Annotated in this window: 14 protein-coding genes; 1 reads left to right on the top strand and 13 read right to left on the bottom strand. The window is 72.1% G+C overall.

Annotation, left to right across the window (positions count from 1 at the left end):
- Positions 1–151 precede the first annotated feature (151 nt).
- The 5 genes from F1C12_RS00070 to F1C12_RS00050 form a co-directional block, all read right to left on the bottom strand.
- Positions 152–1,294: a DUF1648 domain-containing protein gene (locus F1C12_RS00070; RefSeq protein WP_185276866.1), complete on the bottom strand. Its 1,143-nt coding sequence runs from the start codon at positions 1,292–1,294 to the stop codon at positions 152–154.
- Entirely contained in the window at positions 1,291–1,860 is a 570-nt protein-coding gene (locus tag F1C12_RS00065; RefSeq protein WP_258046056.1) for a GntR family transcriptional regulator, read from the bottom strand. The genes F1C12_RS00070 and F1C12_RS00065 overlap by 4 nt, the downstream gene beginning before the upstream one ends.
- A 144-nt stretch (positions 1,861–2,004) precedes the next feature.
- Positions 2,005–5,640, bottom strand: a complete 3,636-nt coding sequence (mfd, locus tag F1C12_RS00060; protein ID WP_185276865.1) for a transcription-repair coupling factor — start codon at positions 5,638–5,640, stop codon at positions 2,005–2,007.
- Between the two features lie 10 nt (positions 5,641–5,650).
- The gene (locus F1C12_RS00055) at positions 5,651–6,307 is read right to left on the bottom strand and encodes a 4'-phosphopantetheinyl transferase family protein (RefSeq protein ID WP_185276864.1); all 657 of its coding nucleotides are present in this window, start codon (positions 6,305–6,307) and stop codon (positions 5,651–5,653) included.
- A gap of 16 nt (positions 6,308–6,323) precedes the next feature.
- Positions 6,324–7,028 (bottom strand): alpha/beta fold hydrolase, encoded by a 705-nt coding sequence (locus tag F1C12_RS00050; protein WP_185276863.1) that lies wholly within the window; start codon positions 7,026–7,028, stop codon positions 6,324–6,326.
- Positions 7,029–7,122: 94 nt separating this feature from the next.
- On the opposite strand from F1C12_RS00050, the gene F1C12_RS00045 reads away from it, so the two are divergent.
- Positions 7,123–7,563, top strand: a complete 441-nt coding sequence (locus F1C12_RS00045) for a hypothetical protein (RefSeq protein WP_185276862.1) — start codon at positions 7,123–7,125, stop codon at positions 7,561–7,563.
- A gap of 26 nt (positions 7,564–7,589) precedes the next feature.
- On the opposite strand, the gene pth is transcribed toward F1C12_RS00045, so the two are convergent.
- From pth to F1C12_RS00005, 8 genes are all read right to left on the bottom strand, one after another.
- Complete coding sequence (pth, locus tag F1C12_RS00040) at positions 7,590–8,189, bottom strand: aminoacyl-tRNA hydrolase (RefSeq protein WP_185276861.1); 600 nt, start codon at positions 8,187–8,189, stop codon at positions 7,590–7,592.
- A gap of 9 nt (positions 8,190–8,198) precedes the next feature.
- Positions 8,199–8,834 carry a 50S ribosomal protein L25/general stress protein Ctc gene (locus F1C12_RS00035; protein WP_185276860.1) on the bottom strand — a complete coding sequence of 212 codons (636 nt, stop codon included), beginning with the start codon at positions 8,832–8,834 and terminating at the stop codon, positions 8,199–8,201.
- Between the two features lie 167 nt (positions 8,835–9,001).
- A complete protein-coding gene (locus F1C12_RS00030; RefSeq protein ID WP_185276859.1) occupies positions 9,002–9,502 on the bottom strand; it encodes a gluconokinase in 501 nt (166 codons plus the stop codon).
- 43 nt (positions 9,503–9,545) lie between these two features.
- Positions 9,546–10,796 carry a D-mannonate dehydratase ManD gene (gene manD, locus F1C12_RS00025; protein ID WP_185276858.1) on the bottom strand — a complete coding sequence of 417 codons (1,251 nt, stop codon included), beginning with the start codon at positions 10,794–10,796 and terminating at the stop codon, positions 9,546–9,548.
- Positions 10,793–12,118 carry a mannitol dehydrogenase family protein gene (locus tag F1C12_RS00020; RefSeq protein WP_185276857.1) on the bottom strand — a complete coding sequence of 442 codons (1,326 nt, stop codon included), beginning with the start codon at positions 12,116–12,118 and terminating at the stop codon, positions 10,793–10,795. Before F1C12_RS00020 ends, manD begins: the two co-directional genes overlap by 4 nt.
- On the bottom strand, positions 12,115–12,978 hold the full coding sequence (locus tag F1C12_RS00015) for a sugar phosphate isomerase/epimerase family protein (RefSeq protein ID WP_185276856.1): 864 nt from the start codon (positions 12,976–12,978) through the stop codon (positions 12,115–12,117). Before F1C12_RS00015 ends, F1C12_RS00020 begins: the two co-directional genes overlap by 4 nt.
- Positions 12,975–14,099: a Gfo/Idh/MocA family protein gene (locus F1C12_RS00010; RefSeq protein WP_185276855.1), complete on the bottom strand. Its 1,125-nt coding sequence runs from the start codon at positions 14,097–14,099 to the stop codon at positions 12,975–12,977. The genes F1C12_RS00015 and F1C12_RS00010 overlap by 4 nt, the downstream gene beginning before the upstream one ends.
- Positions 14,096–14,947: a sugar phosphate isomerase/epimerase family protein gene (locus tag F1C12_RS00005; protein WP_185276854.1), complete on the bottom strand. Its 852-nt coding sequence runs from the start codon at positions 14,945–14,947 to the stop codon at positions 14,096–14,098. Before F1C12_RS00005 ends, F1C12_RS00010 begins: the two co-directional genes overlap by 4 nt.

Here is a 14,947-nt window from a genome sequence, read left to right as displayed (position 1 = left end):
ACGACGCCGTCGACATTCGGCACGAATGTCGACAATGGTCGCGCCATTCGCGACATTCGGCACGAATCGCGACGCAGCCCATCGACATTCGGCACGAATCGCGAGAATGGGGCGCGGTTTCGCGACATTCGGCACGAATCGCGACGGGGCGTCAGCGCAGCAGCGCGGGAAGAGAGATCGCGGCCACCAGCAGCAGGAGCGTGACGACGCCGATCGCCATCCCGCCCGGGTGACCGAGGTTGAGCGTCACGCCCACCCCGAACCGCTTCGGCACGAAGAGCGCGGGGTCGGCGGAGTTGACGTAGATCAGGCCGCCCTTCCAGTGCCGGTCGTCGTCGCGCGGGTCTACGGTGTCGCGGGCGGGCGATGCGGCCGCCGACCCTCCGCCGACCGGCACGGCCGCGCGGGCGGCGCGCGTGCCGTGCACGAGCCGCAGGGCGTAGACGCCGATCACCACGAAGATCACTACGAGCAGTGCCACGGTGACGATGCCGATCCCGGCGCTCGGCTGGTTCGACCCGTCGTGCAGCCAGCCGATCACCGACAGCGCGGCGAAGGCGGCGGACACGACGAACGCCATCCAGCCGAGCAGCGACTGGGTCAGCTCGGCCTGCAGCGCGGCGATCCGCTCGGCGACCTCCGGCGCGTCTCCCCCGCCTCGCCGCCACGGGACGGACCGGATCACGAACGCGATCCCCACCATCAGGGCGAGCACCCCGAACGCGATCAGGAGCGGGCCGAACACCGAGAGGACGGTCTTCTCCGCGAAGCGGTTCGGTTGCCCGCTCGAATCCCAGTGCACCGCGATGGAGGCCGGGAGGCTGTCGTACAGCGCGATGCCGACGGCCGCGGCCGCCAGCAGGAGCACGAGTGCGGCGGCGTACCAGCCGAACGCGGGCTGCGGACGGTTGCCGGAGTCCGGCGTCACGCTGCCGGAGATCCGCACCGGCACGTCGTCCAGCCAGCCGCCCGCTCGCTTGGCCGCCTGGATGCTGCGCCGCGCGAGCAGGTAGCCCGCGATGGAGCCGGCGAGCAGGACCAGGGTCGCGACCAGCGCCGGCGCGGCGGGACCCACCGGGATGACGAGCGCGGCCGCGACCAGCGCGACGACGTACGAGACCACGACGATGACGCGGAAACGCCGGATCGCCGCGACCACGACCGGATCGGCCACCCGGCTGCGCGGCACCAGCACACCGAGCGGCAGGGTGCTGCGGCTCATCGCGGGCAGCATCAGGAGGATTGCGGCGGTCAACGTCGTCACCGCGAAGGTGCTGAGCAGGACGGCGATCATGGGGTGGTTCCTTTCTGGTCCCCGGCGGGAGGATGGTCCGCGGCGTCGTGCTGCTCGCGGGCCTGGTCGAACAGCCAGGCGATGGCGGACGTGCGTGCTTCCAGCTCGGACCGCTCGACACCGTGGGCGATGCCTTCGGCGATCAGGACGCTCAGCCGCGCGGACCAGTCCGCGAGGAACCGCTCGTCGGGCGGCCCGCTGGCGGCGTCGCGCGCGATCACCGACCCGGAGCGGCGGCTCGTGCGCACGATGCCCTCGTTCCGGAGCGCGTCGTACGCCTTCACGACCGTGGCGGCATTGATCCCGAACCGCACGGCCAGCTGCCGCACGGAGACGAGCGCGTCGCCCTCCCGCAGCTCGCCGCGCGCGACGGCGTCGATCACCCGATCGTGCAGTTGCTGGTAGAGCGGCCTCTCCGCCGTCGGATCGAGCTCGATGCGCACGCGCAGCCTCCCGTCTGTATCAGTACCTATAGTACAGCCGATACAGCCGACCATCACCTCCTCCCCGACCGCAACTCCGGAGATCCCGCCCGTTCTGGTCGCGATCTCCGTTGGAACGGACATCCGAGCGGCGTGTCGGGCCAGGGCTCCGGAGTTAGCGACACCGTCGTCAACTCCGGAGATCTCTCCTCGTCGGGGACGGAAATGACCGTAACTCCGGAGATTCGGGCCAGAAGGGGATGGATCTCCGGAGTTACGGGCGACGGGTCAGGCGGCGGGTTCGGTGGCCGGCTCGGGAGCTGGGAACAGGGCCCCGAGCAGGGTCGCCACCCACTCGATCAGCGCCGCGTCGTCCGGGGCCTCGCCGTTCACTCGCGGCAGCGGGACGGTCGCGACCTTGGGCGCTGCGTGGTACTTCGACCCCGGGTACATGCGCTGCAGGCGCACTTGCAGGGAGTCCGGAAGCTGCGCGGGCGCCAGGCGCAGGTTCGAGCCCATCGCCACGACCTCCCCCAGCCCGGCCTTCTGCGCCGCCCGGCGCAGGCGCGACACCGCGATCAGGTTCACCACCGGCTGCGGCGGCTCGCCGTAGCGGTCGGCCAGCTCCTCCAGCACCAGGTCGATCTGGCCGTCCTTCGCGGCGGGCGCGCTCGCGGTGGACAGCTTCTGGTAGGCCTCCAGCCGCAGCCGCTCGCTGTCGACGTACTCCTCGGGGATGTGCGCGTCGACCGGCAGTTCCAGGCGCAGCTCGGTCTGGCCTTCGGCGACCTCGCCGCGGAAGGTCGAGACGGCCTCCCCGATCATCCGGAGGTAGAGGTCGAAGCCGACGCCGGCGATGTGGCCGGACTGCTCGCCGCCCAGGAGGTTGCCCGCGCCGCGGATCTCCAGGTCCTTGAGCGCGACCTGCATGCCGCTGCCGAGGTCGTTGTTCGCCGCGATCGTCGACAGCCGGTCGTGCGCGGTCTCACTCAGCGGCTTGTCCTCGTCCCACAGGAAGTACGCGTACGCCCGCTCGCGGCCGCGGCCGACCCGGCCGCGCAGCTGGTGGAGCTGGCTGAGCCCGTACTTGTCCGCGCGATCGATGATGATCGTGTTGGCGTTGGAGATGTCCAGGCCCGTCTCGATGATCGTCGTGGACACCAGCACGTCGAACTTCCGCTCCCAGAAGTCGACCACGACCTGTTCCAGGGTGTGCTCGTTCATCCGGCCGTGCGCGACGGCGATGCGGGCCTCTGGCACCAGCTCCGCCAGCTTGGCCGCGGTCGCGGAGATCGAGCCGACGCGGTTGTGCACGAAGAAGACCTGGCCCTCGCGCAGCAGCTCGCGCCGGATCGCCGCGGCTACCTGCCGCTCGGAGTACGGCCCGACGAAGGTGAGGATCGGGTGCCGGTCCTCCGGCGGCGTGGCGAGGGTCGACATCTCGCGGATGCCGGTGACCGCCATCTCCAGCGTGCGCGGGATCGGCGTGGCGCTCATCGCGAGGATGTCGACGTTGGTCTTCAGCTTCTTCAGCTGGTCCTTGTGCTCGACGCCGAAGCGCTGCTCCTCGTCGATGATCACCAGGCCGAGGTCTTTGAAGGTGACGCCGTCGGCCAGGATGCGGTGCGTGCCGATCACGACGTCCACGGTGCCGTCGGCCAGGCCGCGCAGGGTCTCGCGAGCTTCCTTGTCGGTCTGGAACCGGCTGAGCTGGCGCAGGTGGATGGGGAACCCGGCGAAGCGCTCCTGGAACGTCTCGGCGTGCTGCTTCACCAGCAGGGTGGTCGGCACGAGCATGGCGACCTGCTTGCCGTCCTGCACCGCCTTGAACGCCGCGCGGACCGCGATCTCGGTCTTGCCGAAGCCCACGTCGCCCGAGATGAGCCGGTCCATCGGGATCGGCCGCTCCATGTCGGCCTTCACCTCGTCGATGGTCTGCAGCTGGTCATGCGTCTCCGCGAACGGGAACGCCTCCTCCAGCTCGCGCTGCCACGGCGTGTCCGGCCCGAACGCGTGGCCCTTGCTCGCCATGCGCGCCGAGTACAGCTTCACAAGCTCCACCGCGATGTCGCGCACCGCCCGGCGCGCCCGGCCCTTGGCGGCCGACCAGTCGCTCCCGCCCATCTTGGACAGCTGCGGGGCCTCGCCGCCGACGTAGCGGGTGAGGAGGTCGAGCTGATCGGTCGGGACGAACAGCTTGTCACCCGGGTAGCCGCGCTTGGACGGCGCGTACTCCAGCACCAGGTACTCGCGCTTGGACTTCACCGCGTTGCGGCCGCCGCTGGAGACCTCCCGCTGGGTGAGCTCCACGAACTTGCCGATGCCGTGCGTCTCGTGCACGACGTAGTCGCCCGGCTTCAGCGCGAGCGGGTCGACGACGTTCTTGCGCCGGGTGGCGAGCTTCTTGACCTGCCGCGACTCGTAGCCGACCGAACGGCCGTAGAACTCGCTCTCGCCGATCAGCGCGAGCTTCTCCTCCGGGAACTCGAAGCCGTGCTCGACGTTCGCGCGCAACAGGTAGGCGACGCCGGGCTCCGGGCTCTCCGGGAAGGAGTCCACCGGGCGCGCGGGCAGCTCGGCCTCCGACAGCACCTGCGCTGCGCGCTCGACCAGGCCCGCGCCCTCGGCGACGATGGCGACCTGCCAGCCCTCGCGGAGCCGCTGGGCCACGTGCTCGACGGCGCCGGTGACGTTGCCCGCGAAGCTGGGCACCGCCTCGGCGTTGACGCGGACCTGGAGGTACTCCTCGACCTCGCGCTCCAGCACCGGCTCATCGGCAGGGTCGGACTGGAACCCGGAGAACGTCCACCAGGGATGCTCGGGCGCCGCCTGGCCCGGCTTGCTGAACTTCACCGAGTCCTTCAGCCGCTGCAGCGTGAGGAAATCGCCCGCGGCGAGGTCGATCGGGGCCGCGGCGCCGACGGTGGCGGCGCTCCACGCGGCGGACAGGAACTCGCGGTTCGTCTCCGCGAGGCTCACGGCGCGCGAGGCGACGCGCTCGGGCGACAGCACCGCGATGGCCGCGCCGTCCGGGAGGTAGTGGGTGAGCGGCACGAGCCGGTCCACGAGCGCGGGGGCCAGCGACTCCATGCCCTCCACCGGGATGCCCTCGCCGATCTTGGCGAGCATCGCCGACAGGCTCGGGAACTCGTGCTCCATCTCGCGGGCGCGCTGCCGCACCGGCTCGCTGAGCAGCAGCTCGCGGCTCGGCGGGAGCGTCACCGCGGGGATCGGCTCGGGCAGCGAGCGCTGATCCGCGACCGAGAACGCGCGGATCTGCTCGACCTCGTCGCCGAAGAAGTCGACGCGGTACGGGTGCTCGGCCGTGGGCGGGAAGACGTCGAGGATGCCGCCCCGCACCGCGAACTCGCCGCGGCGGGTGACCATGTCGACGCGCGCGTAGGCGAGGTCCACCAGCTGGAGGGACAGCCCGCCCAGGTCGAAACCGCGGCCTCCCGCGGTCAGCTCGACGGTGCCGTAGTCGGTGAGGTTGTCGGCCAGCGGCTGCAGGGCGGCGCGCACCGAGGCGACGAGCACGAACGGGTGCGAGGCCTCCCCCGCCTCCCGCGCGGCGGCCCAGTCGGCCAGCCGGCGGAGGGCGAGCAGCCGCTTGCCGACGATCTCGGGGCTCGGGCTCAGGCGCTCGTGCGGCAGCGTCTCCCAGGCCGGGAACTCGACGATCTCGGCGTCCGGGAGCACGCACGGCAGCGCGGCGCGCACCGACTCGGACTCGCGGCCGGTCGCCGTGATGACCAGCACCGCCTCCGAAGCGCCCGCGGCGGCGCGCTTGCCGACCAGGCCGGCGAGCAGCGGCACGCGGAGGCCGTCCGTGAGCGAGAAATCGGCGTCACGACCCGCATAGGCCAGAGCGTCGGCGAACGTGGAGGCGCGCTGAAGCGCCGCGATCAAGCCCTGCAGTATCACTCGCCAAAGTCTACGCGGGGCTTCCGACAGCCCGGCCCGGAACGGGGACGAGCTCGCCGCTGTCGCCGAGGATCGCCCAGTGCGCCGGTTCGGTAGTCGCCGCGGCGGCCGTCGCGCCGGGATGCTGCCACGCGCTCAGGTGGAGACCGCCGTGCGACGGGCGCAGCGTGCCGGGAGCCGCCAGCACGTCCAGCTCGGCGACGCCGTCGAGGTGCGCGGCCCCTGCCTTCACGCAGGCCTCCTTCGCGGTCCACGCCAGGCGGAAGGCCCGCGCGGGATCCGGGGCCGACGACACGAGGGCGGCCTCCCCCGGCGTCAGCGCCTCGGCGAGGATCACCCCGCGCTCCGCCTCGACATCCACGCCGAGCCGCGCCCGTGACACTCCGGCGGCCACCCAGCCGTGCGCGTGCGACCAGCTCACATGCAGGCCGCCGACCGGCAGCGGGAGGCCGTGCTCGCCTCCGCAGACCTCGCAGCGCTGCCGCAGGTCGGCCGGTGCGACTCCGAGAAGGTGCGCGGCCAGCAGGCGGGCCGCCGTGAAGTCGTCCCGGTCCGCCGGCGACCGCAGAGCGCCCAGCCGGGACTCCGCAGCGCTCCCGAGCGGAGCGCCCGGCAGAACGGCGAGCACGTGCCGTGTCGGGGCGACGACGACGGTGCTCAGCTCCATCCGCCCAGGCTAGCCGTCAGATCCAGCCTTCGAGGGCGTCCATGAACCCGTCGTGGTCGTCGCGGTTGATGACGTGGCCGCTGCCCTTCACGATGCGCACGTCGAAGCCGGTGTCGCGCAGCCGCTCGGCGATGTGCGGCTTCACCAGGTAGGAGTTGTCGGCCAGCATCACCAGCGACGGCACCGCCATGTGCTCGGGCGCGCGCATCACGCTCGGCGCGAGCACGGCCGGGATGGCCGCGCGGTCGAACGACTTGAACGTCTCGACCTCGATCGCGACATCGGCGGGGTCCCAGCGCGGATTCCGCTTGGCGATGGCCGCGGCGGACTGGCGGGCGAGCGTCTTCAGGAAGGCGGGCGCCAGCATCCGCTGGAACCAGTTGGCGGCCGGGCAGGAGAAGGCGGGGTCGACGTAGACCGCGCGCTCCGGGTGCAGCCGGTCGACCGCGAGGCTCACGGTGAGACCGCCGAGCGAGTGGCCCATCACGAGCTCCGGCGCGTACGGGACGGTGTCCACGATGTCCTCCGCCATCAGCTCGGCGGTGTACTCCTCGGTCCGTGGACTGTGGCCGTGGCCGCGCAGGTCGACGGCGACCACGTGGTAGCCGCGCTCCGCGAGCACGGGGCCGACGCGGCGCCAGTTGCGCGAGTCCGACATGACGCCGTGGACGAGGACCGCGTGCCGGTCTCCTGCGCCCCACTCGCGCGTGTACAACTTCATGGTCTGCGACGGTACCGTGTCGCCCTGGGGCGACGCCCCACGTCAGCTACGCTCTGGCTGAACGTCCGGCGTGAGTCGCCGGGGAGGGGGACAGATGAGCTTTCAGCCGCAGCCGGTCTACGGACCACCCGGATACTACGCCGCACCGCCGGTCGGCCCCCGGCCGCGCACCCTCGGCGCGGTCTCGATGGGGATCGCCCTCGGCGTCTTCGTGCTGTCGCTGGTCGCCTCGGCGTTCATCGGCGCGACCACGGGACCGCTCTCGCACCGCACGGGAACGTCGTTCACCGCCGACACCGCGCACCTCACCTCGGCGCAGACCGCCGCGTTCGCGACCATCGGGATCCTGACCGCCGCGCAGATCCTCCTGGGCACCCTGTTCGGCATCCTCGCGCTGGTGCTGGGGATCATCGCGGCCGTGACCAAGCGCGGGCGTGCGTTCGGCGTCGTCGGGATCGCGGTCGCGGCGGCGGCGCCGGTCCTGTCCTTCGCCGTGTACCTGATCACGCTGACCGCGACCATCCCGCACGCCTGACCTCCGCCGAGGCGATCGGCGGGTGCTCAGCGCTCTGTGTGGAAGCGGTTCTGGGCGGCGGTGAGGCCGTCGGCCGCGATCTGCTCGACCGCGTCGGCCGCGTCGGAGACCAGGATCGGGAGGTTCTTGCGCTCTTCCGCGCTGAAGCCGGCGAGCACGTGGTCCGCCGCGGCGCGCGATCCGGGAGGCCGGCCGACGCCGACCCGCACCCGGGTGAAGTCGCCGGTGCCGGTCGCGGCGATGACGTCTCGGACGCCGTTGTGCCCGCCGTGGCCTCCGCCGAACTTCAGCTTGAGGGTGTCGAACGGGATGTCCAGCTCGTCCTGCACCACGATCAGGTGCGACGGGTCGAGCGAGTAGAAGCGCAGCAGCTGCGACACCGGGCCGCCGGACACGTTCATGAAGGTGTTCGGCTTGGCCAGGACGAACCGCGGGCCGCCGGGGGCGAGACGCCCCTCGGCGACCGTGGCGTTCGTCTTGTGGGTCTTGAAGGTGAGACGGCCGCGCGAGGCGAGCTCGTCCAGCACCATCTGCCCCACGTTGTGACGCGTGGCCGCGTAGCCGGGCCCGGGGTTACCGAGCCCGACCACGAGCCAGGGGCCCTCTGAAGAGAGAGGACTGGCCATCGGAGGTGATTACTCCGCGGACTCTTCGGCGGCGGCCTCCTCGGCGGCCTCCTCGCCGGCCTCGGCCTCTGCGGCCTCTTCCTCCTCGTCCTCGGCGCGCGCGGCGGCCGGGACGACGACGTTGAGGATGAGCAGGTCCTCGTCCTCGGCGAGCACGGCGCCCGTCGGGAGGGCGAAGTCCTTGGCGTGGTACTGGGTGCCCTCCTCGGCGTCGGTGACGTCGATGACGATGCGCTCCGGGATGTGGGTGGCCTCGACCTCGAGCTTGAGGGTCGGGATGTCGAGCACCGCGATGGTGCCGGAGAACGGCTCGCCCTCGACGTGGACGGGGACCTCGACGACGACCTTCTCGCCACGGCGGACGATGAGGAGGTCGAGGTGCTCGATGATCTGGAGCACCGGGTCCTTCTGGACGTCCTTCACCAGGGTGAGCTGGCTCTTCCCGTCGATGTCGAGGTCGAGCACCGCGTTGGCCTTGCGGAGGAGCAGGCCGACCTGGTGCGCCGGGACGGTGATGTGCACGGGCTCGGTGCCGTGGCCGTAGATGACGGCGGGGATCTTGCCGGCGGCGCGGATCTTGCGGGCAGCGCCCTTGCCGAAGCTGTCGCGGACTTCCGCGACGACCTTGTTGGACTCGTCAGCCATGATGTCTCCTTGCCGGCTGCGCCGGCTGTCGGGCGAGCCGGAGGGCTCGCAGTATCGGGGTGTTCGACTCGAGCGCATCGAAGTGCGCGAGGAAAGACTGCGTAGCCTGCTCCACCGCGTCGATAACGGATGCGTGCGCATCCCTCGCCGAAGTTCAGTGCCCCAGTCTACCCGACAGCCGAGCGCACGTCGTCCACGATCGCCGTGACGAGGTCGGCGGGCGCCTCCGAGACGTCGAGGCGCACGCCCTCCTCGTCCGGTTCGAGCGACTCCAGCGTCGCCAGCTGCGAGTCGAGCAGGGAAGCCGGCATGAAGTGGCCGGGCCGGATCATCCGCTCGGCGAGAAGGGCACGGTCCCCGTCGAGCTCGGCGAAGTACGTGCCGGGCGCCTCCGAGCGGATCAGGTCGCGGTACGTGCGCTTCAGCGCAGAGCACGCGACGACCATCCCGGCCGGCCCGGCGTCCGCGAGCGTGCGCCCGACCGCGCGCAGCCACGGCTCGCGGTCGTCGTCGGTGAGCGGGATGCCCTGGCTCATCTTGGCCACGTTGGCGGCCGGGTGGAGGTCGTCGCCGTCCACGAAGCCCGCGCCGAGCGCGTCCGCGACCTGCTTGCCGACCGTCGACTTGCCCGACCCGGACACGCCCATCACCACGACCCTGACTGCCATGTCTCTCCTCTGCCGCCCCGCGTCCATTCTCCTGCGCGGACGATCACCAGTCGTGCATGGAGCCGTCGAGCAGACGGTTCACGGGCAGGTACGCCGCCTCGTACGGGAAGGATTGCGCCACGATGTCGTCGTAGTCGACGCCGATTCCGGGCGCCTCGCCGGGCTTCAGCATGCCCTCCTCGAACGTGTAGGTCGTCCGGAACACCTCGTGGGTCGCGGGGCTGTGCTTCATGTACTCCTGGATGCCGAAGTTCGGGATGGCGATTCCGAGGTGGATCGCCGCCGCGAGGCCGACCGGGGACACGTCGGTGGGGCCGTGCACGCCGGACTTGATCTGATAAACAGCGGCGTAGTCGAAGATCCGGCGCAGTCCGGTGATCCCGCCGGCGTGGGTGACTGGGGAGCGCACGTAGTCGATCAGCTGCTCCTCGAACAGCTCCCGGTAGTCCCAGATCGTGTTGAACACCTCCCCGATCGCCAGCGGCGTCGTGGTGTGCTCACGCACCCGGCGCAGCACGGCCTGGTTCTCGGCCGGGGTGACGTCCTCCAGCCAGAACAGGTCGTACGGCTCCAGCGACTTGCCCAGCTTCGCCGCCTGAATCGGGGTGAGCCGGTGGTGGGCGTCGTGCAGCAGCGGCAGCTCCGGACCGAACTCGTTCCGCACCGCCTCGAACACGGTCGGCGCGTGCCGGAGGTACGCGCGGGTGTCCCAGCTCTCCTCCACCGGCACCGCGCTGCGCCGGGCGGGCTCGTAGTCGTAGCGGGCGTCGGAGCCGGTGCCGGCTCCCGCCGCGGCGTTCTTGCTCGACGCGACGCCGTACACCGACGGCAGGCCCGGGATGCCGGTCTGCACGCGCACCGCGCGGTAGCCCTCCTCCAGGTGCTCGTTGATCGAGTCGAACAGCTCGGGCAGCTCGGCGCCCGACGCGTGGCCGTAGACCAGGAGGCCGTCGCGGCTGCGACCGCCGAGCAGCTGGTAGAGCGGGAGGCCGGCGACCTTGGCCTTGATGTCCCACAGCGCCGTGTCCACGGCCGCGATGGAGGCCATCGTCACCGGACCGCGCCGCCAGTACGCCCCGCGGTACAGGTACTGCCAGGTGTCCTCGATCGCGTGCGCGTCCCGGCCGATCAGCAACGGGACCACATGCTCGCTCAGGTACGCGGCGACCGCGAGCTCGCGCCCGTTCAGCGTCGCGTCGCCGAGACCGGTGTAGCCGTCCTCTGTCGTGATCCGGAGGGTGACGAAGTTGCGGCCGGGGCTTGCGACCAGGACCTCTGCTGCGGTGATTCTCATACGTGTGCTCCTTGGTGCGTGGCTGGATCGCCCGCGGCGATGCGCTCGGCGAGCGGTTCGGTCAGGTCGGTGAGGTCGGGGGCGAGCGCGGCCAGCACGGCGGCGGCGCGGTCGTGCGGGGTGCGCGCGTCGCGCAGGGCGGCGACCAGCTCGTCGGCGCCCGCGTCGCGGACGTCCGGCCCGCCGAGGTGCCGGCTCCAGGCCGCGAGCACGCCGAGCTGGGCGGCGCCGGGCTCACGCCCGGACGCGAGCCGGGCGCGCAGCGGGTCCACGATGCGCGGGCCGAGCTTCTGCGAGCCGTCCGAGGCGATCTGCGCGAGGCGGTGCTCGATGCGCGCGTTGCCGAACCGCGAGCGCAAGGCGTCGAGCGCGTCGTCCACGGTGGCGTCGTCGAAGGGCAGCTCGGTGCGCTGCTCGTTCCAGAGCCGCTCCAGCTCGGCCGACAGCGCGGGGTCCGCGACCGCGTCGGCGACGGTGCGGTGGCCGGCCGCGAGGCCGTGGTACGCGAGCAGCGAGTGCCCGGCGTTCAGCAGCCAGAGCTTGCGGCGCTCGTACGGGGCGATGTCGTCCACGAACTGCGCGCCGGCGGCCTCCCACGCCGGACGGCCCGCGGGGAAGTCCCCGGCGAGCACCCACTCCGCGAACGGCTCGGTGACCACCGGCGCGGCGTCCTCCAGACCGGTGAGCCGGAGGGCGGTCTCGCGATCGGCGTCGGTGGTGGCGGGCGTGATGCGGTCGACCATCGAGGAGACGAAGGAGACCTCGGCGCGGATCCAGGCGTCCAGCTCGGAGCCCGGGTCGGCCAGGGCGAGCACGGCGTCGCGGATCACGGCGCCGTTGTCCGGGAGGTTGTCGCACGAGACGACGGCGATGCCGCCGGCGCCGCCCTCGAACCGCGCCCGCAGGCCGTCGAGCACGCGCGGCGGGGCCGTCGACCCCGGGCGGTAGCCGGCCTCCGTCACGGTGAGCGTCAGCACTCCCACCTGCGGGTCGGCGAGCACGCGCCGCCAGGCCTCGGCGTCGGCGCCGTCGTGGACACTGCTGAGCGCCTCCACGACGGTCGCGGCGTCGCCGTCGGGGCCGCGCTCGATGAGGGTGTAGACCGCGTCCTGCGCGGCGAGCACGCGCGCGGCGTCGGGGCTGCGGCCGGTGAAGGACGCGATCCCCCAGCCGTCGCCGCCCATTCCCTCGGCCTCCGTCGCATCGTTGGCCCGCTGCGTGTACCAGGCCTGGTGCGCGCGGTGGAAGGCGCCCAGCCCCAGGTGCGCCACCCGCACGGGGTGGCGCACCTGACGGGCCGAGCCGATGGAGCCGTGGGTCATGCGGGCACCGCGTCGCGCGTGCGCGCCTCCACGTCCCGGAGGTAGGCCAGGTTCCCGCGGGTGCGCTCCTCGAGCGGCACCGCGGTGGAGAAGTCCTCGCAGGTCACCCACCCGTCATAGCCGAACTCGTGCAGCGCGCGGAAGTAGGCGTCCACGTCTCCCACGCCCTCGCGCAGCGGCGCCCAGTCGTGCCGCCAGCGCACGGTGCCGTCGGCCTCCGGCTCGCCTGGCAGCCAGGCGACGTTCTTGACGTGCACGTGCGCGAGGTACGGGCCGAGCAGCTGGAGGGCGGAGAGCGTGCGCTCCTGGCCCTCGATCAGCAGGTTGCCGAGGTCGTGGATGACGCCGACCGCCTCCGGGTCGAGCCCGTCGAGCAGCCGGAGCGCTGCGGAGGCCGACGGCGTGATGGTCTCGTGGTGCAGCTCCACCAGGGCCTTCACGCCGAGCGACGCGGCGACCGAGGCCGCGCGCTCCATGTCGGCGCGCGCGGCGGCGAACAGCTCGCGGTAGTCGCCGAGGTCGGAGCGCGGCATCGTGACGCGCACCTGGCGCGCGCCGAGCTCGGCGGTCGCGGCGAGCATCCGGTCGACATTCGCGTGGTCGCCGCAGCCGGCGTAGCCGCCGATGCCGGAGAACTCCAGCCCGGCCTCCCGGGTCAGCCGGGCGATCTCGGGCAGCGACTCCTCCAGTCCGGTCAGCGGCCAGGTCGAGCGGTTGCCGGCCCAGAAGCCCGGCTCGTCGGCCGGCTGCTGGTCGACCACGCGCCACTCGATGCCGTCCCAGCCCTGGGCGGCGACGGTGCGGGCGGCCTCCTCGGGCGTCCAGTCCGGGGTGGAGGCTGTGAAGACGGAGAACTTCATGCGTTCACCCCCGTCGAGACGGTGACGTCGTCGAGCGAGCCGTCGAGGACGTCGTCCAGGCGCACCGGCCGGCCGAGGGTGGCCGACAGGTAGACGCCGCGGACGACCGCGAGCGACAGGAACGCGTCGGCGACGGTCACCCCGGGGGCGCGGCGCTCGCGGATGGCGTCCACGATGTCCTCGTACTGGCGGAAGTGCCCGATCACGAACTGCTCGGGTCCGCGGTCGCCGCCGCGCAGGTCGCTCGCCGGGACCAGGTCGGCGGCGCGGTTGCCCTCGGCGTCGGCCGTGCCGAAGTACTCCAGCTGGTCGTCGTCGATGATCGCGGAGCCGCGGTCGCCGTGCACCTGCAGGCGCACCGACAGGCCGGGGTAGGCGGCGGTCGTCGCGTGCAGCACGGCGAGGGCGCCCGACTCGAAGCGGATGGTCGCCACGGCGATGTCCTCGACCTCCACGCGCTCGTGGGCGAGGAGGGCGGTGCGGGCGTCGATCTCGACCGGCTGCCCGAGGAACCAGACCAGCAGGTCGACGGTGTGGACGCCCTGGTTCATCACCGCTCCGCCGCCGTCGAGCTCCCAAGTGCCGCGCCACTGACCGGAGTCGTAGTACTCCTGGCTGCGCCACCAGGCGACGGAGGCGAGCCCGCTGGTCAGACGGCCGAACGCGCCGGAGTGCGCGGCCCGCGCGACGACCTGCGAGGCAGGGTCGAAGCGGTGCTGGCTGATCACCGAGACGACCAGCCCGTTCTGCTCGGCGCGGCGGGACAGCTCGAGGATCTCGCGGGCCCGCGGAAGCGACACGTCGAGCGGCTTCTCGATGACGACGTGCTTGCCGACCGCGAGCGCCTCCTCGGCGAGCATGACATGGAGCCCGCTCGGCGTGCAGATGACGACCACATCCACCTCGGCTTCGGCGAGCGCGGCGGTCAGCGAGCCGAACTCGGGGATCCGGTCGGCGCCGAAGTCGGCGACGAGCTGGTCGGCGAGCTTCGTCGCGGCCTCCGGGATGGCGTCGACGAGCGCCGACAGCGCGAGGCCCGGATGCCGGAGGATCGCGCGGGCGTGGTTGAGGCCGATGATGCCGCAGCCGACGATGGCCACGTTGAGTGTGGGTGTGCTCATGCGAGGGTGACTCCGATCTGGTCGGTGAGGCGGCGGAGGGCGCGGCCGGCGACGCCGAACGCCGCCGGCCCCGAGAAGCCGCCGAGGGCGTTGAAGTCGGTGAGGTGGGGCTCCAGGGAGGCGAAGCCGGTGTAGCCGTCGTCGCGCAGCGCGGTGAGGGTCTCCAGCAGCTGGCCGTCGCCCTCCCCCGCCGGCGTGACCTCGGAGGTCGCGGCCTTGGCGTCCTTCACCTGCAGGTACTCCAGGTGCGGGCGCAGCATCGCGTAACCGTCCGAATAGGGGCCCGGCACGCCGACCTGGACGAAGTTGGCGCTGTCCCAGGCGAGCTTCAGCGCCGGGGAGCCGACCGACTCCACGATGTCGAGGCAGCGCTCGGGGGTGTCGCCGTAGATGTCCTTCTCGTTCTCGTGCAGCAGCACCACCCCGGCGGCCTCTGCCGCCTCGGCGAGGGCGCGCATCCGCACCAGCACATCGTCGCGGATGTCCTCCACCGGCACGCCCTCCGCACGGTAGAAGGAGAACAGCCGGATGTAGCGGGCGTCCAGGCGCTTCGCCGCGGCGATCGCGCGTCCCAGCCGCTCCACCTCGTGCTCGACGGGCAGGGAGACGTCGACCTTGCCGATCGGCGACGCGATCGCCGAGACGCGCATCCCGCGCTCGGCGAGGATTCCCGCGAGCCGGTCGAGCTGCTCGTCGTCGAGGTCGACGATGTTGACGCCCCACGCGCTGCGCACCTCGATGTGGTTGGCGCCCAGCGCCTGCAGGACCGCGACCTGCACGGCCGGGTCGGGGTCGATCTCGTCGCCGAACCCGGACAGGGCCCAGGTGGTTCCGGTCGAATCAGTCAC

Origin of the sequence: Leifsonia shinshuensis (assembly GCF_014217625.1) — a bacterium.
GTDB lineage: Bacteria > Actinomycetota > Actinomycetes > Actinomycetales > Microbacteriaceae > Leifsonia > Leifsonia shinshuensis_A.
The sequence above is the reverse complement of the archived record's forward strand: the minus strand, read 5'-3'. Positions and strand labels throughout refer to the sequence as shown.